Source organism: Dyadobacter bucti (genome assembly GCF_005869225.1).
GTDB classification, from domain to species: Bacteria; Bacteroidota; Bacteroidia; order Cytophagales; family Spirosomataceae; genus Dyadobacter; species Dyadobacter bucti.
Window position 1 is genome coordinate 117,978 of the sequence record NZ_SWFP01000001.1, and the last position, 20,578, is coordinate 138,555.

Below are 20,578 nucleotides of genomic sequence, written 5' to 3' on the forward strand. Positions count from 1 at the left end.
TATGTAAATTTGAGATGTGCAGGTGCAAAAATATAGATTTCACGCAATAGTAAGCGATCGGTAAAAGTGCATTTTTTTCATTTCCGTTAAACTTCAGATCTTCGTATATTTGCGGCTGATTTGGAGAAAAGAGCGGCGTGAAATTCCCTCTTTTCTATTTGTGCTGTTTAAAATCGGAAGTGAAATGAAGCCTTTTCGGGTTATTTTATATTATTACTATGCTCCCATCGCGGACACGGAAACCTATCGGGACGAGCATCATTTATTTTGCGTCGAACACAATTTATTAGGACGGATTATCATCGCGCCGGAGGGATTGAACGGTACTGTTTCGGGCACTCCCGAGGATTGTGATGCTTATATGGACTATATCCGGTCTGACGCGCGGTTCAGGGATGTACAGTTTAAGGTGGAGGAACATGATAAGGTGGCTTTTCAGAAATTGCATGTCAGGGTGAAAGACGAGATTGTCAACTCCGATCTGCCGGTTGATCCGCTGGTGAAAACCGGAAAGCACCTGGAACCGTCCGAATTTAAGAAGCTTATCAATGATCCGAATGTAGTACTTGTAGATATGCGTTCGGACTATGAGCACGAGGTCGGCAAATTCAAGGGAGCGATCACTTTTGATATGCATAATCTCCGTGAACTGCCCGATCATATTCACGAAATCGAACATCTGAAAGACAGAAAAATTGTCACTTATTGCACAGGTGGTATCAAATGTGAAAAAGCCAGCGCATACCTTCTTGACCAGGGATTTACGGATGTTTATCAGCTTCACGGTGGTATTATACGTTACGGTCTTGAAGAAGGCGGTGAAAACTTTGACGGTAAATGTTATGTGTTCGACAACCGCATTACCGTGGATGTCAACAAGGTGAACCCCACCGTGATTTCAACCTGCCATATATGCGGCACCGCCTGCGACAGAATGATCAACTGCGCGAATGCAGAATGTAATACGCATGTACCTGTATGCCTTTCTTGCGGGGAAGAAATGGAAGGGGCCTGTTCACCGGAATGTAAGGCACATCCTGGAAAACGCGTTTACGACGGGACCGGGTACTATGTCAGCAACAGCAATCATTACCACCCGTTACAAGGGTTGAAAAGTCAAAAGAAAAACCTGAAGAAAATGAAGCTGGCCCAGCGCTCGCAGGAAGTTTAGGGATCAGCCGAGTTCTTTTTCGAGAATAAAATCGTTCATCCAGTAAGGACCGATCGGAATATCCTTTTCCCCTGTTACCCTATACCCCATCCGCTCGTAAAAAGTCCTGGCTTTATTGTATCTGTTAACGTTCAGTGCTATTTTTTTTCCGCCCGCGAACCTCACCCAGGACTCAACGGCATGGAGCAGGTATTTGCCCGCGCCGGAACCCTGGGTAGACGGAAGTACATATATTTTATGTAATTTAAAGCTTTCCGGCTCGTCTTCCGACACAGATGCGAACCCTTCGGGAATATCCTGGTTAAAGAGTATAAAAAACTTGTGACCTGCCGCTTCGATCTGATTTTGCAGTGATTCATGGGAATAAATTTTTTGGAACATATAATCTATCTGTTCCTTTTCGAGAATCTCACGGTAAGTTGGTTCCCAGGTCTGTTCCTGAATTTTGATGATCACCGGTATGTCAGCAACGGTTGCTGGCTGTATTGCGAATGAAGGCATATTATTTAAATTTGGCTCACTGTCCGCAAATAACTATTTATTCACCTAAAAACAACAACACTTTTATCGACAAAACCAGGCTTAGAGAACATAGTCCGGCTGCCGACAAGTAGAAATATATGAAACCCCTTATTTTAGTTACAAATGACGACGGCATCACATCCAAAGGGATCCGCACACTGGTAGAAACCATGAGAACGATCGGCGATGTTATCGTAGTCGCACCCAACAGCCCGCAGTCGGGAATGGGCCATGCGATCACCATAGGAGAGCCTTTGAGATTATACGAAACACATATTTTTGAAGACGTAACGGAATACGAATGTTCGGGGACACCGGCCGATTGTGTAAAACTTGCCAAACATTATGTTTTGCAGGACCGGAAGCCCGACCTCGTTGTGAGCGGGATCAATCACGGCAGCAACAGCTCTATCAGCGTGCTGTATTCGGGAACCATGTCAGCGGCCATTGAGGCTGCGATAGAGGGAATACCGGCCATTGGCTTTTCGCTGTGCGACTTCCGGGAAGATGCAGATTTCAGTCATGCAGTGCCTTTTATTAAATCCATTACCGAATCCGCTCTGAAAAATGGCATACCTACCGGCGTTGCACTCAATGTGAACATACCGGAAAAGACCGACCTGCCGATCAGAGGCGTAAAAGTTTGCAGGCAGGCACATGCTAAATGGCAGGAAAAATTCGATTACAGGGTAGATCCAAACGGAAGGGGCTATCTTTGGATGGCAGGCGACTTCGTTAACTTTGATACAGAAAAAGAAGATACCGATGTCTGGGCACTGGAGAACAACTACATTTCAGTAGTCCCGTGTCAATATGATCTGACAGAGTATGAAGCATTAAAACAGCTATCAACCTGGGATTTGTAATTTAAAAATCAGCTATGGCATTAGTAGGCAGTTTATTAAAAAAGGGAATTCATTTAAGTAATATCGTTGCCAACCGGAGAAAGGCAAGCCTTCATCAGCAACAGAAAAAGACCTTGGCCAGGCTTCTTGCTAAGGCGAGATACACCGAGTTTGGTGAAAAATACAATTTCGACGAACTGCTTTCTGCTATTCTTTTTGGTGAAAAAGGCGCATTTTATGAGTTATATAAAAAGTCAGTTCCTGTTTACGACTACAATAAGATCTTTAATGAATGGTGGCACAAATCGCTTGAAGGTGAAAAAGACATCTGCTGGCCCGGACAGATCAAATATTATGCACTGAGCTCAGGGACTTCCGAGGCTGCCACCAAGCATATACCGGTTACGAAAGCAATGTCCCGGGCGATACAGAAAACAAGTATCCGCCAGATCCTTTCCCTGGGACATTATAAAGACCTTCCCGACGACCTGTACGAGAAAGGTTTTCTGATGCTGGGCGGAAGCACCAACCTGAACAACCAGGATAAACATTTTGAAGGCGACCTCAGCGGAATTACCGCCAAACAGATTCCCTACTGGTTCCGCCCCTACTACAAGCCCGGTGAAAAAATCGCTGCCCAGAAAGACTGGGGCCTTAAACTGGAAGAAATCACCAAGCAGGCGCACGAATGGGACATCGGTTTTATTGTGGGCGTACCTGCCTGGATACAACTGCTGATGGAAAAGATCATTGCTCATTATCAGGTAAAAACGATACATGATATCTGGCCTAATCTTCGTGTCTTTGCGCATGGCGGCGTATCATTTGAACCATACCGGAAAGGTTTTGAAAAACTGCTGGCCACGCCGCTGATTTACATCAACACCTATCTTGCATCCGAAGGCTTCATTGCCTACCAGACCCGTCCCGGCGCTATGGGTATGGAGCTGGTCTGTGACAATGGGCTGTTTTTTGAATTTATTCCATTCAATCAGGAAAACTTCGATTCGGAGGGCACTTTACAACCCGACCCCGAAACCCTTATGGTGGACCAGGTTGAAGAAGGAAAAGAATATGCATTACTGCTCTCCACATGCTCCGGCGCGTGGCGCTACCTGATCGGCGATACGATCAAATTTGTTGACAAAACAAAAGGAGAAATTGTCATTACGGGTCGTACGAAACATTACCTCAGTCTCTGCGGCGAGCACCTTTCGGTTGACAATATGAATAAGGCGGTTGACCTGGTTTCTGATGAAATGGGTTTGACTGTCAAGGAATTCACTGTGTGTGGCGTGGAGCATGGCTCGTTGTTTGCCCACCACTGGTACATTGGCGTAGAGGAAAAAGATGTGGACGTCCAAGCACTAAAAACAAAACTGGACGCGAGGCTTTCGGAACTAAACGATGACTATGCTGTGGAACGCAGGCATGCGTTAAAGGAGATTTTTGTAACCGTGCTTCCCAATCAGGTGTTTTACGACTGGATGAAATCCAAAGGAAAAATGGGTGGCCAGCACAAGTTTCCGCGTGTTTTCAAAAACTTCCTGATCGATGACTGGCGGTCATTCTTAAAAAACAACGGCTATGATGATAACGCTTGAAATTCGGGCAGGATTTATTTAAGAAAACTGGCATAAGCAATCTGGCAGGCGATCAGGATAAAAACGACGCCTGTCACTTTGTTAAATATGGTAACCACTTTGGGTGTAAAAACACGTTTCAGCCGGTGGGCAAACACCGCGATACCGCATTCCACCAAAAAAACAGCGATCACACTAGCCCCAAAGAATATAAGCACCTGATTGATGTTGTAATGAAGATTCGTGCGAATGTAGGATGCAATGGTAACCCAGCTGATGAAGTTCACCGGATTGAGCGCATTTAGTAAAAAACCGGTTGTAAAGTAATAAAGAAAGTTGCCGAACCTCGTCTTCGGATAAGCGATTTTGGGTTGCCCCTTGATAAGGTTACTCAGGCCCAGCACTATCAGAAATATCACTCCCGCGCCAGCCATCCATTTTTTAAATCCGGGAATATCGGGCAGCAAAGCAGTACCGAATACAGCGAAGAATACAAAAATGACATCCCCTACAAATACTCCGAATGCAATTTTCATTCCGGTCCGGTAGCCATTGTCTACACTGTTCTGCACCAGGGAAAAGAACACGGTTCCGAATGTAAGACATAACGCAATTCCCGTAACCGTACCGTAAAATAAGGATTCCAGCATATCAGATACCTTTTTGTCTGGCTGTCATCAAAATTGCGCAAACCGAGAGCGAATCGGTAATTTCGGAGCGCATCACCATATCGACAGCTTCCTTTAAAGGTATTTTTTTGATCTGTAACACTTCGGTTTCTTCGGGCTCCGCCTCTTCCTGCACCAGGTCTTCGGCGATGAATAAAAACCCTTCTTCGTTCGTAGCCGAATTGGATGTATGAATTCTGGCCAATTTGGTCCATTTATTCGCTACCAGACCCGTTTCTTCCTTTAATTCCCGTTTTGCAGCTTCCAGCACATCGGTCCCAAGCAAGCCGCCGCCCTCCGGAATTTCCCACGAATATTCATCAATCGCATATCTGAACTGGCCAACGAGGTAAATATTTCCTTCTGCGTCGAGAGGGATAATTCCGATCGCCTGGTTTTTAAATTTTACCAGACCATAAATACCGTTATTACCGGATGGGTTAATCACTTCACGGTGACTGAGTTCAAGCCACGCGTTTTCGTAGACGGTTTGTGATGAAAGTGTTTTCCAATTATTTTCTGTGGTTATTACCCGCATTTTCTTATTATTTTTGACCCCTGTACGACAAAATACGAAATGCAAATAAACCAAAATAAGCTCAAACAACGTCTCATCCTGCTGTCTTTTATAGCCAGCATTTTGCTGACAGGCTTGAAGTTTTTTGCATACTATCTCACTTCTTCCAACGCAATATTAAGCGACGCACTCGAGTCGATTATCAATGTAATTGCCAGCGGATTTGCGTTTTACAGCATATACCTTTCCGCACAGCCTAAAGACCGTAACCATCCGTACGGCCACGGGAAAATTGAATTTTTTTCCGCAGGCTTTGAAGGCGCGCTGATCATCATTGCCTCTCTTTTTATCATTATCGAAGCAGTAAAGCGGTTCATTGAACCTGCCCCGATCCAGAACCTGGCACAAGGCTCCCTGTTTATATTGTTTACCATTTTTGTCAATACGGCCATCGGCTACAAACTCTTAACGGAAGGCAAAAAAGCAAATTCCCTTGCGCTGGTAGCCGACGGGCGACATTTGATGTCCGACAGTATCAGCAGCGCTATGCTGATATTGAGCGTCGGACTGATATTGCTTACCGGCCTGCAATGGATCGACAGCGCGGCTTCTCTTTTGTTCGGGGTGTTTCTTGCTTACAGCGGTTTTGTGCTTTTGAAAAAGTCTGTTGCAGGTTTGATGGATGCTACCGACGATGTGCTGCTCGACAAGGTAGTGCAGACTCTTCGTGCCAACAAAAAACCGGACTGGATCGATGTGCATAATCTGCGCGTGCAGCAATACGGTTCCGACCTGCACATTGACTGCCATCTCACGCTGCCTTATTACTGGGAATTGCAGAAAGTGCATGAATCCATACACGATTTTGAAAATATTCTGAAAGAACATCACAATGGGGAGACGGAAATTTTTGTGCACGCCGATCCTTGCCTCGAACAGTGCTGCTATTTTTGCCGCATAGCAGATTGTCCTGTACGCCAGCATGCTTTCCTGAAAGATATAGAATGGGATGCGGCCAATCTTGTAAAAAATGAAAAACTATATAACGAAGCAAAAATTAATATTCACGAATAATCATATCTAAATTTAACCATGATGCATTTCTCACGTCGCGATTTCCTTAAAAAGGCAGGTGCTACCGCCCTGGCCGCAACTACAATCACCGATCTTCTGGCCGATTCATACGCCAAAAAGCTTTGGTTTGATATTTCGCTTGCAGAATGGTCACTTCACAAGGAACTGTTTGCAAAAAAATTGACCAACCTGGATTTTCCTGAGTTGGCAAGAAAAGAATTCGGAATTTCCATTGTTGAGTACGTAAACCAGTTTTTCAAAGATAAAGCCGAGGATAAAACTTACCTGGCAGACCTGTTGAAAAGATCAAAAGACAATGGCGTTACCAACAACCTGATCATGATCGACGGTGAAGGCGGATTGGGTGAACTGGACGCGGCAGTTCGTAACAAAGCCGTAGAAAACCATTACAAGTGGGTAGAAGCAGCCAAATACCTGGGTTGCAAAACCATCCGCGTAAATGCATTCGGAAAAGGCAGCAATGAAGAAATCGCAAAAGCTGCGGTAGAAGGCTTAGGAAAACTGGGTGAATTCGCCAAGAAAACCGGTATCAATGTGATCGTTGAAAACCATGGCGGTTCTTCTTCAAACGGTCAGTGGCTGTCGGGCGTTATGAAGCAGGTGAACATGAAAAATGTAGGAACATTGCCTGACTTCGGAAACTTCTGTATCACAAGAAAAGACGGCGGCTGTGCAGAATCTTATGACAGATACCAGGGAACCAAAGAACTGATGCCGTTTGCAAAAGGTGTAAGTGCCAAAACTTACGACTTCGATGAAAAAGGAAACTGCATCGAAACGGATTATACGAAAATCCTGAAAATCGTTAAAGATTCCGGATTTAAGGGAATCGCCGGTATCGAATATGAAGGGAGCAAGCTTTCTGAATATGATGGTATCAAAGCAACCAAGGCGCTGCTTGAACGTGTAGGACCTACGGTTTAAGGAAGTGTGATTGTGGTCATTTTTAGTCAGTGATTGTCATTTATGGTCAAGTGTTGTTTTAAATTACACCAAAACAACACTTGACCATAAGTGACCACTAAGGAACAAACTTGACAATAAATGACCACACTTAACTAACCGGACAAAGTCCCTTCACATTCCCAGGTAACTCAGAAATTCCTTCCTGGTCACCTCATTCTCAAATTTTCCGCCATAATAAGCTGTAACCGTAGAGCTTCCTGAATCGCGGATACCTCGGGACTGTACACACATGTGCTGGGCGTCGATTACGACAGCTATGTCTTCTGTCTGCAAAGCTTCTTTTAACTCATTGGCAATCTGCACCGTAAGCCTTTCCTGAACTTGCGGGCGTTTCGAGTAGTATTCTACAATGCGGTTCAGTTTCGACAAACCTATCACTTTGCCGCTGGATATATACGCAACATGCGCCTTGCCATAAATGGGCACAAAATGATGTTCGCAGTTTGAAAAAACAGTGATATCCTTTTCAACAAGCATCTGATCATACTTGTATTTATTGTCAAACAATGCGATCGCCGGCTTGTTTTTGGGATCCAGTCCACTGAAAACTTCTTTGATATACATTTTAGCCACACGTTTCGGCGTACCTTTCAGGCTATCGTCTGTCAGGTCCAGACCCATGATCTCCATAATATGGCGAAAATGTTTCTCGATCAGCTCCATCTTCATGTCGTCGTCCATCGCAAATGCATCTTTCCGCATAGGCGTGTCGATGGAAGAAAATAAATGATCATCACCGATTTCCTCAACATCCAATGCGTTAGTCGACAGGATATTCGACAAAGTTCCGTTCTGTTTCATATAATCTGATTTTCAGAGCAAGCCCTGCGTCAATTTTAGGTCTTAATATTGAAAAAATAACGATAGCAATATTTTCTGCGGACGGGTTCAATGTCTTAAATTCCTCAACATCCAGGTTCAGATTTTTGTGATCAAACCGATCAACAACAAATTCTTTGAGTAAAGCACTAAGGATTTTCATATCAACCACATAACCGGTTTCCGGATCAACCGGACCAGTGACCTGCACGATCAGCTCGTAATTGTGTCCATGGTAATTGGGATTATTACACTTTCCGAACACGGCTTCATTCTTATCCTCAGACCATTCCGGATTGTGAAGACGATGCGCCGCATTGAAGTGTTCTTTCCGGAACACAGCTACTTTATGAACCATATGTACCTCTTAAAAATGATAATGCCTTAAATGTCGTTACAAAGTATGTGTCCAACACACTTAAAGCCTTTGGACCTGCCTGAAATCGTCCATCGGAGTTACTTGCTTTTTTGCTAACGCGATAGATTGTGAAATTGTTCATTGCCTGTTAAATTCCGTTGTAAAAATCCAGATCATGATTTAACAATTCGTTAATAAAAAAAATTAAAATCTCGTTATTGCGTGTAAATTGCGTACTTGGTCGGCCTAAACCTGGAAGATTTTAAAATATTATCAGAACCTTTATATGGACAGACGGGATTTTCTACAAAAATCTACTTTCGCCGCTTCCGCCTCCGGCATACTTTCAATGCCTTCTTTAATATTAAAAAAAGAAAAACCGCTTGAAAAAGTGCGTCTGGGCTTTATTGGCGTGGGGCTGAGAGGGCGAAGCCATATAGAACAGGCGCTGTTCCGCCCCGATATAGAGATCAATGCAATATGTGATATCGATCAGGCGGCGATCAATGCCACTCTGGAACAAATAAAAAAAGCAGGAAAAAAAGCTCCTGCTACATATGTTAAAGGTGAAGAAGATTTTCTCAATCTGGTAAAACGCGACGATCTCGACGGCGTCCTGATCGCTACTCCCTGGCAGTGGCACGTCCCGATGACACTTGCGACCATGAATGCCGGTAAATATGCGGCGGTCGAAGTTTCTGCGACGGTTACACTGCAGGAGTCGTGGGACCTGGTTAACACTTTCGAAAAAACCGGCTCGCATTGCATGATACTGGAGAACGTGTGTTACCGCCGCGACGTCATGGCGATCCTGAAAATGATACGTGAGGGTATGTTCGGCGAAATGACTTACGCGCATTGCGGTTACCAGCATGATCTCCGCGAAATTAAATTCAATAACGGAAAAAGCGACGGCGGTGTCGGGGTCGAATTCGGAGAAAAAGGATTCTCGGAAGCCCGGTGGCGGACACAGCATTCCATCGACAGGAACGGCGATATTTACCCCACGCACGGCCTGGGCCCGGTAGCGCACTGGCTCGACATTAACCGCGGCAACTGCTTAACTTACCTCACTTCCACTGCCACAAAATCAAGAGGCTTACATAAATATATCGTTGATCACGGTGGCAAAGACCATCCGAATGCCAAGGTTAATTTTAAGCTTGGCGACATTGTGACAACTGTGATCCAGTGCCATAACGGGGAAAATATCGTGCTGGTCCACGACACAAATTCACCACGCCACTATTCGCTGGCTTTCCGCGCGCAAGGAACCGAGGGCATCTGGATGAACGACGGCAATAGCATTTATTTGGAGGGCGTATCCCCCAAAGCGCACACTTCGGAGCCTGACAAGCCTTATCTTGAAAAAAACGACCACCCCCTCTGGAAAAAATATGCAAAAGATGCTGAAAACGCCGGTCATGGCGGTATAGATTATTTTGTACTAAGAGGATTTGTGGAATCCATTAAACGTAAAACCGCTCCGCCAATTGATGTGTATGACGCGGCCGTCTGGAGTGCGATCAGTCCTTTGTCGGAATTGTCGGTGGCACGTGGCAGCTCCCCGGTAGAAATCCCTGATTTTACCCGCGGGAAATGGAAAACCAATAAACGGATTTTCGGCCTGAACGATGAATATTAGCCTGATTTCTCAATTTAACAGTCATACTTTAAAACCCTGACCATATTTTACTAACAACCACTTAAATGAGCAAAAAGAACAGTTACCTTGGCCCCCTCATTATCATCGGCGTTTTATTCTTTGTGATGGGCTTCGTCACATGGGTGAACGGAACCCTGATCACTTTCTTTAAAAAGGCATTTTCACTGGATAACACCAGCTCTTACCTTGTAACATTTGCGTTTTTTATTTCGTACACGGTAATGGCCATCCCCTGCTCGATGGTTCTCAAAAAGACCGGCTTTAAAAACGGTATGTCGCTGGCACTGATGGTCATGGCTGTCGGAACGCTTATTTTTATTCCGGCCGCCGAAATGGCTTCCTACCCTCTGTTTCTGGTAGGGCTTTTCACGATAGGTATCGGCCTTACAGTCCTCCAGACCGCCTCTAATCCGTATGCAACGATCCTGGGGCCACGCGAGAGCGCTGCGCAAAGGATCAGTGTAATGGGTATTGCCAATAAAGGTGCCGGTATCATCAGCCAGATCGTGATCGGAAAATTACTTCTCGCGGGAGTTGCGTCAACTGACCCCAAAGAGGAACTTGATAAAGTAGTTGTTCCCTACCTGGTTCTTACAGCCGTTTTGGTAGGCCTTGCTTTACTGATCCGGCTGACGAAAGGTCTTGTTGAAGTAAGCGAAGAAGAAGACGAGCCAACAGGAACGGGCCAGATCACCACGCAAAAGACCAGCGTATTTCAATATCCGAACCTTGTATTAGGCGTTCTGGCTTTGTTCTGCTATGTGGGTGTGGAAGTAATCGCCGCGGACACGATTATTAATTATGGTGTTTCCCTGGGCATTCCGGAGGAGGAAGCACGGGTTTTCGGAGCATATACGCTGGGGGGAATGATGTTCGGATATGTGCTGGGCATTGTGTTGATTCCAAAGTTCGTTTCACAACAAGCTTATATGATATTCTCGGCTGTACTAGGGCTTGTCGTTACTGTTGCAGCGATCATGACAACCGGGTTCGCATCGGTAATGTGTATCGCTGTTCTTGGTTTTGCCAATGCTGTGATATGGCCTGCATTGTGGCCGCTGGCACTGAGTGGTTTAGGTAAATTCACCAAAATTGCTTCCGCTTTGCTGGTTATGGGTATCTCGGGTGGTGCTATATTGCCGCTTGTTTATGGAGGCATAGCCGATTCTATCGGGAGTACGCAGCAAGCATACTGGGTAATGGTTCCGTTATATTTCTTCATACTTTATTTCGGCCTTTCGGGTCACAAAAAGAAAAGCTGGTAGTTCATGAAAATTTCGACCCCTGGCCGTATTTGTTTATTTGGTGAACATCAGGATTATCTTGGCTTACCGGTAATAGCTGCGGCCATCTCGCGAAGAATAAGTATTGATGGTGATTATCGCAATGATGACAAAGTTGTCCTGCATTTGCCGGACTTAGGATTAAAGGAGGAGTTTTCCCTGAAGGATACCTATCCTTATATAGTTCAGAGAGATTATTTCCGAAGTACGATCAATATTTTAAAAAGAAAGGGAATTTCGTTCTCGAAAGGATTTGAATGTGTAATCCATGGCAATATTCCGATCAATTCGGGCACGTCGAGTTCTTCGGCGCTGATCGTTTCCTGGGCGCATTTTCTGGATAAAATGAGTGATAACCCTTCAAATTTTTCCCAAAAAGAGTTGGGGGAGATCGCCAATGCCGCAGAAGTGCTGGAATTCGGTGAGCCAGGCGGCATGATGGACCATTACTCCACTGCGATCGGGAATGTGATTTACCTGGAATCCACGCCGGTGATCAAGGTAGAGGCGCTGACCCCGAAACTCGGCACTTTTGTACTAGGGGACTCTCTGGAGCCAAAAGATACGCTGGGCATTCTGGCGAGATGCCGGTACGGAATGGAGGATGTGATCAGAAAAGTTAAAAACTATGATCCTGATTTTTCCATTTTCACTACACCTTTTGAAAAAGCTGTTGATTACAAAAAAGAGCTTTCCGAAGATGAAATGAGCCTTTTGATAGCCAATATCGAAGACCGGGATATTCTTTTGGAAGGAAAAACACTGTTAACGCAAAGTGTGAACAGCCCGGTGAACGAAAGTTTTGATACGCATTTTGGAGGGCTGCTTTATAAACATTACAAAAACCTCCGTGACCACAAACGCACATCCACGCCGAAAATCGAGCGGATGATGAATGCTGCACTTTCCGCCGGCGCATTGGGCGGAAAGATCAATGGTTCGGGAGGAGGAGGCTGTATGTTTGCTTACGCCCCCACAAGAGCTGAGGAAGTAGCTGAGGCGATTGAAAAAGAAGGTGGCAAAAGCTATATCATTACTGTCGACTCTGGGACGAGAATTGAATCATAGCCTTGTTTTCTTCTTATTATTGATATCGAAAAGACCCGGGAACCGATCGGATTCCGGGTCTTTTTCGTTTGTAAAAAGTACCTGAGCGAATTGGATCGAAAATGCACGATTGTAATTCCGAAAGTGTTTTTGTTTTAAGACCTTTGTAAAAACGATGCGAAGTAGTTTTCTTCGCAAAGACCGTTGCGGCGGCAATCATCAATGACAATTCCATGACAGTGATCACAGCTTCTGAAAATAAAACAAATCTCTACTGTCCTTCCCTGACAGCATATATAAGACGTAAAACCATCACGATCAACATCGGGGACCTTCCTATGGGCTCCGACTATCCGATCCGGGTGCAATCCATGACCACGGTGGATACGATGGATACGCAGGGCTCGATAGACGAAGTGGTAAGAATGGTGGAGTCAGGTTGTGAGTATGTGCGCATCACTGCTCCAAGTGTGAAGGAAGCCCAGAACCTGGAAAACATACGGAACGGCCTGCATAAGCTTGGCATTTTTGTTCCGCTCATCGCCGATATACATTTCACGCCCAACGCAGCCGAACTGGCGGCAAGGATTGTTGAAAAAGTAAGGATTAACCCGGGCAACTACGCCGACAGGAAGCGGTTTGAAGTCATTGACTACACGGATGCTTCCTATGCAGCGGAGCTCGAAAGGATCCGTGAGAAATTTATCCCGCTGGTTAAGATCTGTAAGGAATATGGAACCGCAATGCGGATCGGGACCAATCACGGATCGCTTTCCGACAGGATTTTAAGCCGGTACGGGGACACGCCCCTGGGCATGGTGGAATCAGCCCTCGAATTTTTGAGAATATGTGAGGAGCTGAATTATTTCAACATCGCATTGTCGATGAAATCCAGCAATACCCAGGTCATGGTGGAAGCCTATCGTTTGCTGGTTCAGCGCCTGGATGAAGAAGGCCTGAAACCTTATCCGTTGCATTTGGGCGTGACCGAAGCTGGCGAGGCGGAAGATGGCCGTATCAAATCGGCTGTCGGAATAGGAACATTGCTCGAGGACGGCCTGGGAGATACTGTCCGTGTTTCGCTCACCGAGGCGCCCGAAAAAGAAGCACCTGTTGCACGCGCGCTCATCGAAAGATATACAAACCGGGCTCAACACGATTTTATCGAGCCGGTCGACGTCTGCCCTATCAATCCGTTCCAATACACCCGTCGCGATACAACCGAGGTATATAATATTGGCCACATCAATGTCCCGAGGGTCATTGCCGACTACTCGGATATTGGTGTTGAAAAACTGGATGATCTGAAAAGCATCGGACATTTCTTCTTGCCGGTACCCGACAAATGGGCTATGAACGACCAGGGGGCAGATTTTATATACACGGGTCAAAATCCGGTACCTTTTATGTTACCTAACGGTCTGAAAGAAATTCTGGATTACAATCAGTGGCTGGGCCATAATGAAAAACAAAATAAATTTCCGCTACTGACGGTGAGGGAATGGAAAGAGGCTGAAAAAGATCAGGTGTCTGATCAGTTGAATTTCATCAAGGGTGATATTCACACTTTTGACACAGATCTGCTGGAAGATATCCGGTTTAGCAAAAATATTGTGCTAGTGTTGGGTACCGCCAACGCCCACGCCATGCCGGAGCTGCGCCGGTTTTTTTACAAACTCGTAGAAACTGGTATTAAAGTACCTGTCATTGTTCAACGAGACTACCAGGTGAATATGGGCGATAGCCTGACACTGTATTCAGCTACGGACATTGGCGGTTTGTTGGTAGACGGTTTTGGTGACGGAACTCTGCTAACCCCCGAATTTTCAGACCATTGCGTACCGGCTGAGAAGTTGAAATATGCTGCATCTTATAACAGCATTGCATTCGGGATTTTGCAGGCAGCCCGCACGCGGATGTCAAAAACGGAATATATATCCTGCCCATCCTGCGGCAGAACCCTATTTGATCTGCAGGAAACGACAGCAATGATCCGGAAACACACCGAACATCTGAAAGGTGTGAAAATCGGCATTATGGGTTGCATTGTGAACGGACCCGGCGAAATGGCCGACGCCGATTACGGTTATGTGGGTATGGGAAAAGATAAAATTGCTTTGTACCGTGGTCAGGAAGTGATCAAAAGATCGGTGACGGCGGCAAGAGCCGTTGACGAACTGATTGAGCTGATCCGGGAAGATGGACGCTGGATCGAGCCCAGCGAGCGCGAAATATTGATCTGACCTTTAAAATCTGAATGATGAAAAAATACTTTATGCTGGGTGACGTGTTCTATTACTTCGTCCGTGTTTTCAAAAAACCGGATCCGAACGCCCCCAATTCGTTCAACCTCCGCATGATGCATGGGATCAACAGGATCTCCATCGTTATGTTTTTGATTTGTGTTATTGTAATGATCGTCAGGGCACTTACAAGATGAATCTAGAGTCATTACGCGACTTTTGCATTGCGCTGCCTGGAGTAACCGAAGAACTTCCTTTCGGACCCGATACGCTGGTTTTCAAAGTAAGAGGAAAAGTGTTTCTTTTGACACCTCTGGACGGCTCGAAGACGCAGTTTAACGCGAAATGTGACCCTGAAAAAGCGGAAGAACTCCGGGAGACCTATTCTGATGTCAAGCCCGGTTACCACATGAATAAAAAACACTGGAATACGGTATATGTTACCGGCAGCATTCCAAGTGAAACTTTGTTTTCCTGGGTGAAAGATTCTTATGATCTGGTGGTTGCGTCTTTGCCGAAAAAAGACAGGGAAGAATTGCATTCAGCCACGGGTTAAAACCCGAAGGGCTGAAATTACCATTTTTACATCTAGCCACGGGTTAAAACCCGCGGCTAGAGAAATCCGAAGACCTCATGATCACCAAATCTCGGACTTCATTCCGGGGGAAATGGCTGCACGAAAACGGGCGCGCTCATCGCTACGCAGATTTGGGCCTTGTATTTTGCACCCGAAGATCACTTCGCTGCTTTCATCTCTTCGTCCAGGCGTTTGCTTAATGTTTCGCAGACGCCTTCAATGGCCTCCGCCATGGTACGGTCATTGGTGGCTGTGAGCAGAGTATCCGCAATTCCGCTCATCAGTTCGATGTAAAAACGCTTCATTTCAAATACTTCCATGTCCTTTGTCCAAAGGTCTATTTTCAGCGTACCGCGGTGATAATGATCCCAGACTGCGATGGCAATGGCCCTGGTATCGTTGATACCCTCGTTGGGGTTATCCGTAGCGTTCCAGAAAATCTTCTCAGGTATATTCTTTTCGTCCAGTTCAACGGTGAAGTTTATTTCCGACTTTTTCATAAGAGGTGTTAATATTTTTCACAAAAGTAAGCATTTCAGAAACATTAAAGTTCCTCGCCTACTTCCCACCTTGCCCGAAAACACGTTTTAAAACGTCGCTTACCCGCGCCACAGGATCCTCGCGGATCTTCTTCTCTTCCTGTGCGATCAGTACATACAGCCCGTCGATGGTCTTCTGGGTCGCATATTCTTTCAGGTTAGGATTTACTTTTTTAACCAGTGGAATCTGATTATAAGTGTTCACAATGTCGGCGTAATACTCCGTAGCCTTGTTCAGGTTCAGCGTACTATCCACGACGGGAAAGAAAGTTTTGAACAGATCATCATTGGTAGTTTTCCTGAGATACTGCGTCGCCGCATCATTCTGGCCTTTCAAAATACCCAATGCGTCCGGCACGGTCATGGAGGTGATAGCTGTTACGAATATCGGCTTCGATTTTTTTGCGGCATCCTCAGCCGCGCGGTTGAGAGATAAAGTGAATTTATCAACCTGGTCGCCTAATCCCATTCTCCGCAATGTCTCGGCCACTTTCTGAGCTTCCGGCGGTACTGCGATCTTGATCAGTTCATTTTTAAAAAAACCATCCACTTTCGATGCTTCGGCAGACCCGTTGGAGATCCCGACATTGAGCGCTTCTTTCAATCCCAGGACAATGTCACCTTCGCTCAGGCCTCCGCTTTTCTTGCCAAACTGATCAAGGAATTTACCAAGCTGAGCAGTTGACGTATAGCCACATAAGAGCCAAAACAAGGTTACAACTAAGAATTTGTATTTCATTACGGTTCTGTTTGTTAATTTTTCACTACGGTTTAAACGTACTCAATAACGATTAATTTTACTTATTTTTGGGAAAATAACGGTCTTTATTAATCCATTTTACGCTTATGGTTCCCTCTATTCGGGCTGAAATAATTACGATCGGCGACGAAATTCTTTTTGGACAAATTACGGATACGAACACACAATGGATTGGCACTCAACTGACTGATATAGGTATCCGCCCGGTCCGGAAAACATCCGTCGGCGATATCAAACAAGATATTCTCAATGCTTTTACAGAAGCCTCCGGCCGCGTTAATGTCGTGATCGTAACGGGCGGACTTGGCCCAACCCGGGATGATATCACCAAACATACCTTCTGCGAATACTTCGGTACCGAACTTGAGATCAATGAGGATGCACTGAAACTGGTTACGGAGTTCTTTGCGAAAAGAGGCCGGAAAATGACCGAATTGAACATACAGCAGGCTGCATTACCCAAAAATTGCACGTATATTCCGAACCTCTGGGGAACAGCGCCCGGCATGTGGTTTGAAAAGGATGGCGTAGTATATGTTTCGCTTCCGGGCGTACCTTATGAAATGAAAAGTCTCATGGAGTTTGAAATTCTCCCGAGGCTAAAAGCGAAGTTCAACACGCCGTTTATCCAGCATAAATCGGTCCGGACGATCGGCATTGGCGAATCCTTTCTGGCTGAGAAGATCGCCCATTGGGAAGATGCCCTTCCTGACCATATCAAACTGGCGTATCTTCCGCATTTCGGGCAGGTAAAGCTCAGGCTTACCGGCACCGGCGCTGATGCTTTGACACTGGAAAAAGACCTGGAAGGACAGGTCCAGCTTCTCCTTCCACTGATCGCAGAATATGTTTTCGGATTTGATTCCGATGAACTGGAATCCGTTGTAGGAGCGTTACTATTGAATCGTGATGCAACACTGGGGACGGCAGAGAGCTGCACCGGAGGATATGTGGCAAGCCAGATCACCAGCGTACCCGGTTCGTCGGCCTATTTTGAAGGCTCGGTGGTGAGTTACAGCAACGATGTAAAAATGAGCGTTTTAGGTGTAAAAAAAGAAACACTTGATGCCTATGGTGCTGTAAGCGAACAAACTGCTATTGAAATGGCAGAAGGAGCCCGCAGCGCTTTGAATGTAACTTTTGCGATTTCGACAACCGGTATCGCGGGGCCGGAAGGCGGAACAGATGAGAAACCGGTGGGCACTGTCTGGATTGCCTGTGCCGGACCTGACGAAACATTTACGCAGCTTTTGACATTAAGGAACAATAGGAAGATCAATGTGGAAATGACCTGTTCTTATGTCCTTAACCTGCTTAGAAAAACGATATTAAAAACAAATCTGGCTGTAAAAAGCTGAATGACAGATATTAATACAGGCGCAGCAGCGAAATATGTCTGTCCTGAAAAACGCGAAGTATGAAAATAGTAGAAATGGTAATGCCTCCGATGGGCGAAAGTATCATGGAATGTACGGTGCTTCACCTGCTGAAAAAAACAGGCGATGCGGTAACCATTGATGATTCCGTACTGGAGGTAGCTACTGATAAAGTGGACACAGAAGTTCCCTGCCCCTACTCCGGGGTTTTGACCGAGTGGCTTGTGAAGGAAAATGATGTAGTCGCGATTGGCAGCGCCGTCGCTCACATTCAGGTTGAAGATGATACAGAGGAGGAGAAACCTCTGCCGGTTTTACACGAAGAAGAAATTCCGGATGTTGAATCGAGCGTCGCAATCCTGGAAAAGGATTTTCATGAGGCTGTTACCAAAAAGGCAGAGCCGGTCCTTGAATATGCCAAAAATGATCCCGCAAGTAATACCTTTTATTCCCCTCTGGTTCTGAGCATCGCACGTGAAGAACACATCAGTCCGGGTGAGCTGGCTACAATCCCGGGTTCTGGTGTTGAGAACAGGGTTACCAAAAACGACATCATCGCTTTTCTCGATAAACGTAAAAAAGGCCTGTCGCAGCCTGCGCCGATTGTTACTTCTTTGAACGGAAGCAACGAGATCATCGAAATGGACCGTATGCGCAAAATGATTTCGCAGCGCATGATCGAATCCAAAAGGATATCTGCGCACGTTACTTCATTCATCGAAACCGATATGACGCCGGTTGTCAAGTGGCGTGAGGCTGTCAAAACGGAATACAGAAAAAAGACCGGTGACAGCATCACTTTTACACCTATCCTGATCGAGGCCGTAGTGAAGGCGATCAAAGATTATCCGCTGATCAATATCTCCGTCGAAGGCGAAAAAATAATCAAGAAAAAGGACATTAACATAGGAATGGCAGTGGCACTGCCGGATGGTAACCTCATCGTACCCGTTATCCATAACGCCGACCGTTACGATCTGCCGGGACTTGCGCGGAAAGTAAATGAACTTGCCAGAAGAGCCCGTGAAAACAAACTGAAAGCGGATGATCTTGCGGGTGGTACTTACACGGTTTCTAATATCGGGGCCTTTTCAAATCTCATGGGAACGCCGATCATAGTTCAGCCGCAGGTTGCGATCATGGCTTTTGGTGCGATTAAAAAGAAGCCGGCTGTGATTGAAACCCCGGAAGGAGACTTACTCGGGATCAGAAGCCTGATGTTCATCTCTCACTCTTATGACCATAGGGTCGTGGACGGCTCGCTAGGCGGTATGTTCCTGAAAAGAGTGAATGATTATCTTGAAAATTTCAATGTTAGCAGATCAATAATCTGATGCTGAGACTTACTTTGGACGTAGATGATGTGCTGGCCGATACGCATGAAAAGCTCGTGAATATTGTGCTGAACGATTTTGGAACAACACTTACGGAAAAAGAGCTGTATTCCAGGGCATTAAGGGAATTGTTGCATCCAAAGCAGCTCACCAAACTGCACAGGATCATCAATACACCCGGTTTTTTTACAGACATCAATGTTAAAAAGGGTGCGGTAGAAACGGTGTACAAGTTGTCGAAATTCTATGAGATCTACATCGCCACCGCATGCATGGAGTTTCCCAATTCGTTCAAGGACAAATTCGACTGGCTGCACAAAAATTTCCCGTTTATTCCCTGGACCAACATTGTTTTTTGCGGGTATAAAAGCATCATCAATTCTGACTACCTGATCGACGACCATGTGCGAAACCTGGTTGCTTTCAAAGGTGAGGGGATTTTGTTCAGTGCTCCACACAATTTGAATGACCACACATTCCGTCGCGTTTCCAGTTGGAACGACGTTTCGGAGTTATTTTTACCGATAGTATGAAATTATTGCTGATAGAAGACGAGCCGAAAACGTTGCAGTCCATCAAACAGGGATTGGAAGAAAATGGCTACGAAGTAGACATTGCCTACGATGGTCTGATCGGCAGACAACTGGCCAAAAACAACACGTATCAGCTCATTATCAGCGATATTATTATACCAGGTATCAACGGCATAGAGCTTTGCCGTGAAATACGTACCTGGGGCGACGAAACACCCATTCTGATGCTTACCGCATTGGGAACCACTGATGATAAGGTGACCGGGCTTGACGCCGGAGCAGATGACTATCTGGTCAAACCGTTTGAATTCAAAGAATTACTTGCCAGGGTCCGCGCGCTGACGAAACGGGGAACCACGGTTTCCCATACAGGGCAGATTCTCCGTTTTGCCGATCTGGAAGTTTCCCTGGATGCCAAAACAGTCCATCGTTCGGGGAATAAGATCAACCTCACTGCCCGGGAATTTAACCTCCTTGTTTATCTCATCAGAAACCAGGGACGGGTGATTTCAAAAGTTGAAATAGCAGAACAGGTATGGGATATCGGCTTCGACACAGGTACGAATGTGATTGAGGTTTATGTAAATTATCTGCGTAAGAAAATTGACAAGGATTATCCTGTCAAACTGATTCATACACAGTTTGGTATGGGTTATGTTCTTAAAATAGAATAGTA

At 45.6% G+C, this 20,578-nt stretch carries 22 protein-coding genes; 15 read left to right on the forward strand and 7 right to left on the reverse strand.

From position 1 onward, the window contains the following. The first annotated feature begins 184 nt into the window (after window positions 1-184). Window positions 185-1,171 (forward strand): oxygen-dependent tRNA uridine(34) hydroxylase TrhO, encoded by a 987-nt coding sequence (gene trhO, locus FBF61_RS00420; protein ID WP_138475107.1) that lies wholly within the window; start codon window positions 185-187, stop codon window positions 1,169-1,171. Between the two features lie 3 nt (window positions 1,172-1,174). On the opposite strand, the gene FBF61_RS00425 is transcribed toward trhO, so the two are convergent. Further along, window positions 1,175-1,672, reverse strand: a complete 498-nt coding sequence (locus FBF61_RS00425; RefSeq protein ID WP_138475108.1) for a GNAT family N-acetyltransferase — start codon at window positions 1,670-1,672, stop codon at window positions 1,175-1,177. A gap of 119 nt (window positions 1,673-1,791) precedes the next feature. On the opposite strand from FBF61_RS00425, the gene surE reads away from it, so the two are divergent. Together surE and FBF61_RS00435 are read left to right on the forward strand one after the other, a co-directional pair. After that, window positions 1,792-2,559 (forward strand): 5'/3'-nucleotidase SurE, encoded by a 768-nt coding sequence (gene surE / locus FBF61_RS00430; RefSeq protein WP_138475110.1) that lies wholly within the window; start codon window positions 1,792-1,794, stop codon window positions 2,557-2,559. A 14-nt stretch (window positions 2,560-2,573) separates the two neighbouring features. Then, window positions 2,574-4,142, forward strand: a complete 1,569-nt coding sequence (locus tag FBF61_RS00435; protein WP_138475112.1) for a GH3 family acyl-acid amido synthetase — start codon at window positions 2,574-2,576, stop codon at window positions 4,140-4,142. Between the two features lie 14 nt (window positions 4,143-4,156). Here FBF61_RS00435 and FBF61_RS00440 read toward each other — a convergent pair whose 3' ends face one another. Beyond that, window positions 4,157-4,771: a LysE family translocator gene (locus FBF61_RS00440; RefSeq protein ID WP_138475114.1), complete on the reverse strand. Its 615-nt coding sequence runs from the start codon at window positions 4,769-4,771 to the stop codon at window positions 4,157-4,159. 1 nt (window position 4,772) lies between these two features. Continuing rightward, window positions 4,773-5,327 (reverse strand): NUDIX domain-containing protein, encoded by a 555-nt coding sequence (locus FBF61_RS00445; RefSeq protein ID WP_138475115.1) that lies wholly within the window; start codon window positions 5,325-5,327, stop codon window positions 4,773-4,775. Window positions 5,328-5,366: 39 nt separating this feature from the next. Between FBF61_RS00445 and FBF61_RS00450 the strand changes: the two genes are divergently transcribed. Both FBF61_RS00450 and FBF61_RS00455 read left to right on the forward strand, forming a co-directional pair. Further along, window positions 5,367-6,380, forward strand: coding sequence for a cation diffusion facilitator family transporter (locus FBF61_RS00450; RefSeq protein WP_138475117.1), 1,014 nt, complete (start codon window positions 5,367-5,369; stop codon window positions 6,378-6,380). 21 nt (window positions 6,381-6,401) lie between these two features. Then, entirely contained in the window at window positions 6,402-7,325 is a 924-nt protein-coding gene (locus tag FBF61_RS00455; protein ID WP_138476092.1) for a sugar phosphate isomerase/epimerase family protein, read from the forward strand. A gap of 153 nt (window positions 7,326-7,478) precedes the next feature. Here FBF61_RS00455 and folE read toward each other — a convergent pair whose 3' ends face one another. Both folE and FBF61_RS00465 read right to left on the reverse strand, forming a co-directional pair. Then, complete coding sequence (gene folE, locus FBF61_RS00460; RefSeq protein WP_138475119.1) at window positions 7,479-8,168, reverse strand: GTP cyclohydrolase I FolE; 690 nt, start codon at window positions 8,166-8,168, stop codon at window positions 7,479-7,481. Beyond that, window positions 8,128-8,544: a 6-pyruvoyl trahydropterin synthase family protein gene (locus FBF61_RS00465; RefSeq protein ID WP_138475120.1), complete on the reverse strand. Its 417-nt coding sequence runs from the start codon at window positions 8,542-8,544 to the stop codon at window positions 8,128-8,130. Before FBF61_RS00465 ends, folE begins: the two co-directional genes overlap by 41 nt. Window positions 8,545-8,893: 349 nt before the next feature. On the opposite strand from FBF61_RS00465, the gene FBF61_RS00470 reads away from it, so the two are divergent. The 6 genes from FBF61_RS00470 (at window position 8,894) to FBF61_RS00495 (ending at window position 15,339) form a co-directional block, all read left to right on the forward strand. After that, entirely contained in the window at window positions 8,894-10,189 is a 1,296-nt protein-coding gene (locus tag FBF61_RS00470) for a Gfo/Idh/MocA family protein (RefSeq protein ID WP_374756600.1), read from the forward strand. 65 nt (window positions 10,190-10,254) lie between these two features. Beyond that, window positions 10,255-11,475 (forward strand): sugar MFS transporter, encoded by a 1,221-nt coding sequence (locus FBF61_RS00475; protein ID WP_138475124.1) that lies wholly within the window; start codon window positions 10,255-10,257, stop codon window positions 11,473-11,475. Between the two features lie 3 nt (window positions 11,476-11,478). Continuing rightward, the gene (locus FBF61_RS00480) at window positions 11,479-12,561 is read left to right on the forward strand and encodes a GHMP family kinase ATP-binding protein (RefSeq protein WP_138475126.1); all 1,083 of its coding nucleotides are present in this window, start codon (window positions 11,479-11,481) and stop codon (window positions 12,559-12,561) included. 212 nt (window positions 12,562-12,773) lie between these two features. After that, window positions 12,774-14,783, forward strand: a complete 2,010-nt coding sequence (ispG, locus tag FBF61_RS00485) for a (E)-4-hydroxy-3-methylbut-2-enyl-diphosphate synthase (protein WP_138475127.1) — start codon at window positions 12,774-12,776, stop codon at window positions 14,781-14,783. Window positions 14,784-14,800: 17 nt separating this feature from the next. Continuing rightward, window positions 14,801-14,980: a DUF6728 family protein gene (locus FBF61_RS00490; RefSeq protein ID WP_138476093.1), complete on the forward strand. Its 180-nt coding sequence runs from the start codon at window positions 14,801-14,803 to the stop codon at window positions 14,978-14,980. Next, on the forward strand, window positions 14,977-15,339 hold the full coding sequence (locus FBF61_RS00495) for an MmcQ/YjbR family DNA-binding protein (RefSeq protein WP_138475129.1): 363 nt from the start codon (window positions 14,977-14,979) through the stop codon (window positions 15,337-15,339). Before FBF61_RS00490 ends, FBF61_RS00495 begins: the two co-directional genes overlap by 4 nt. A 179-nt stretch (window positions 15,340-15,518) precedes the next feature. Here FBF61_RS00495 and gldC read toward each other — a convergent pair whose 3' ends face one another. Then, on the reverse strand, window positions 15,519-15,860 hold the full coding sequence (gene gldC / locus FBF61_RS00500) for a gliding motility protein GldC (protein ID WP_138475130.1): 342 nt from the start codon (window positions 15,858-15,860) through the stop codon (window positions 15,519-15,521). Between the two features lie 58 nt (window positions 15,861-15,918). Continuing rightward, window positions 15,919-16,638: a DUF4197 domain-containing protein gene (locus FBF61_RS00505; protein ID WP_138475131.1), complete on the reverse strand. Its 720-nt coding sequence runs from the start codon at window positions 16,636-16,638 to the stop codon at window positions 15,919-15,921. Between the two features lie 107 nt (window positions 16,639-16,745). Between FBF61_RS00505 and FBF61_RS00510 the strand changes: the two genes are divergently transcribed. Genes FBF61_RS00510 through FBF61_RS00525 form a run of 4 tightly spaced genes read left to right on the forward strand, consistent with a single transcriptional unit; the run spans window position 16,746 to window position 20,576 of the window. Continuing rightward, window positions 16,746-18,017, forward strand: coding sequence for a competence/damage-inducible protein A (locus tag FBF61_RS00510; protein ID WP_138475133.1), 1,272 nt, complete (start codon window positions 16,746-16,748; stop codon window positions 18,015-18,017). A 59-nt stretch (window positions 18,018-18,076) separates the two neighbouring features. Further along, window positions 18,077-19,369, forward strand: a complete 1,293-nt coding sequence (locus FBF61_RS00515; protein ID WP_138475135.1) for a dihydrolipoamide acetyltransferase family protein — start codon at window positions 18,077-18,079, stop codon at window positions 19,367-19,369. Next, a complete protein-coding gene (locus FBF61_RS00520) occupies window positions 19,369-19,902 on the forward strand; it encodes a 5' nucleotidase, NT5C type (RefSeq protein WP_138475137.1) in 534 nt (177 codons plus the stop codon). The genes FBF61_RS00515 and FBF61_RS00520 overlap by 1 nt, the downstream gene beginning before the upstream one ends. Beyond that, window positions 19,899-20,576, forward strand: a complete 678-nt coding sequence (locus FBF61_RS00525) for a response regulator (RefSeq protein ID WP_138475138.1) — start codon at window positions 19,899-19,901, stop codon at window positions 20,574-20,576. The genes FBF61_RS00520 and FBF61_RS00525 overlap by 4 nt, the downstream gene beginning before the upstream one ends. The last annotated feature ends 2 nt before the right edge of the window (window positions 20,577-20,578 follow it).

What these genes read in the sequence shown, in the direction of transcription:
- trhO (WP_138475107.1), top strand. Translation starts at nt 185, where the DNA reads ATGAAGCCTTTTCGGGTTATTTTATATTATTACTATGCTCCCATCGCG.
- FBF61_RS00425 (WP_138475108.1), bottom strand. Translation starts at nt 1,672, where the DNA reads ATGCCTTCATTCGCAATACAGCCAGCAACCGTTGCTGACATACCGGTG.
- surE (WP_138475110.1), top strand. Translation starts at nt 1,792, where the DNA reads ATGAAACCCCTTATTTTAGTTACAAATGACGACGGCATCACATCCAAA.
- FBF61_RS00435 (WP_138475112.1), top strand. Translation starts at nt 2,574, where the DNA reads ATGGCATTAGTAGGCAGTTTATTAAAAAAGGGAATTCATTTAAGTAAT.
- FBF61_RS00440 (WP_138475114.1), bottom strand. Translation starts at nt 4,771, where the DNA reads ATGCTGGAATCCTTATTTTACGGTACGGTTACGGGAATTGCGTTATGT.
- FBF61_RS00445 (WP_138475115.1), bottom strand. Translation starts at nt 5,327, where the DNA reads ATGCGGGTAATAACCACAGAAAATAATTGGAAAACACTTTCATCACAA.
- FBF61_RS00450 (WP_138475117.1), top strand. Translation starts at nt 5,367, where the DNA reads ATGCAAATAAACCAAAATAAGCTCAAACAACGTCTCATCCTGCTGTCT.
- FBF61_RS00455 (WP_138476092.1), top strand. Translation starts at nt 6,402, where the DNA reads ATGCATTTCTCACGTCGCGATTTCCTTAAAAAGGCAGGTGCTACCGCC.
- folE (WP_138475119.1), bottom strand. Translation starts at nt 8,168, where the DNA reads ATGAAACAGAACGGAACTTTGTCGAATATCCTGTCGACTAACGCATTG.
- FBF61_RS00465 (WP_138475120.1), bottom strand. Translation starts at nt 8,544, where the DNA reads ATGGTTCATAAAGTAGCTGTGTTCCGGAAAGAACACTTCAATGCGGCG.
- FBF61_RS00470 (WP_374756600.1), top strand. Translation starts at nt 8,894, where the DNA reads ATGCCTTCTTTAATATTAAAAAAAGAAAAACCGCTTGAAAAAGTGCGT.
- FBF61_RS00475 (WP_138475124.1), top strand. Translation starts at nt 10,255, where the DNA reads ATGAGCAAAAAGAACAGTTACCTTGGCCCCCTCATTATCATCGGCGTT.
- FBF61_RS00480 (WP_138475126.1), top strand. Translation starts at nt 11,479, where the DNA reads ATGAAAATTTCGACCCCTGGCCGTATTTGTTTATTTGGTGAACATCAG.
- ispG (WP_138475127.1), top strand. Translation starts at nt 12,774, where the DNA reads ATGACAGTGATCACAGCTTCTGAAAATAAAACAAATCTCTACTGTCCT.
- FBF61_RS00490 (WP_138476093.1), top strand. Translation starts at nt 14,801, where the DNA reads ATGAAAAAATACTTTATGCTGGGTGACGTGTTCTATTACTTCGTCCGT.
- FBF61_RS00495 (WP_138475129.1), top strand. Translation starts at nt 14,977, where the DNA reads ATGAATCTAGAGTCATTACGCGACTTTTGCATTGCGCTGCCTGGAGTA.
- gldC (WP_138475130.1), bottom strand. Translation starts at nt 15,860, where the DNA reads ATGAAAAAGTCGGAAATAAACTTCACCGTTGAACTGGACGAAAAGAAT.
- FBF61_RS00505 (WP_138475131.1), bottom strand. Translation starts at nt 16,638, where the DNA reads ATGAAATACAAATTCTTAGTTGTAACCTTGTTTTGGCTCTTATGTGGC.
- FBF61_RS00510 (WP_138475133.1), top strand. Translation starts at nt 16,746, where the DNA reads ATGGTTCCCTCTATTCGGGCTGAAATAATTACGATCGGCGACGAAATT.
- FBF61_RS00515 (WP_138475135.1), top strand. Translation starts at nt 18,077, where the DNA reads ATGAAAATAGTAGAAATGGTAATGCCTCCGATGGGCGAAAGTATCATG.
- FBF61_RS00520 (WP_138475137.1), top strand. Translation starts at nt 19,369, where the DNA reads ATGCTGAGACTTACTTTGGACGTAGATGATGTGCTGGCCGATACGCAT.
- FBF61_RS00525 (WP_138475138.1), top strand. Translation starts at nt 19,899, where the DNA reads ATGAAATTATTGCTGATAGAAGACGAGCCGAAAACGTTGCAGTCCATC.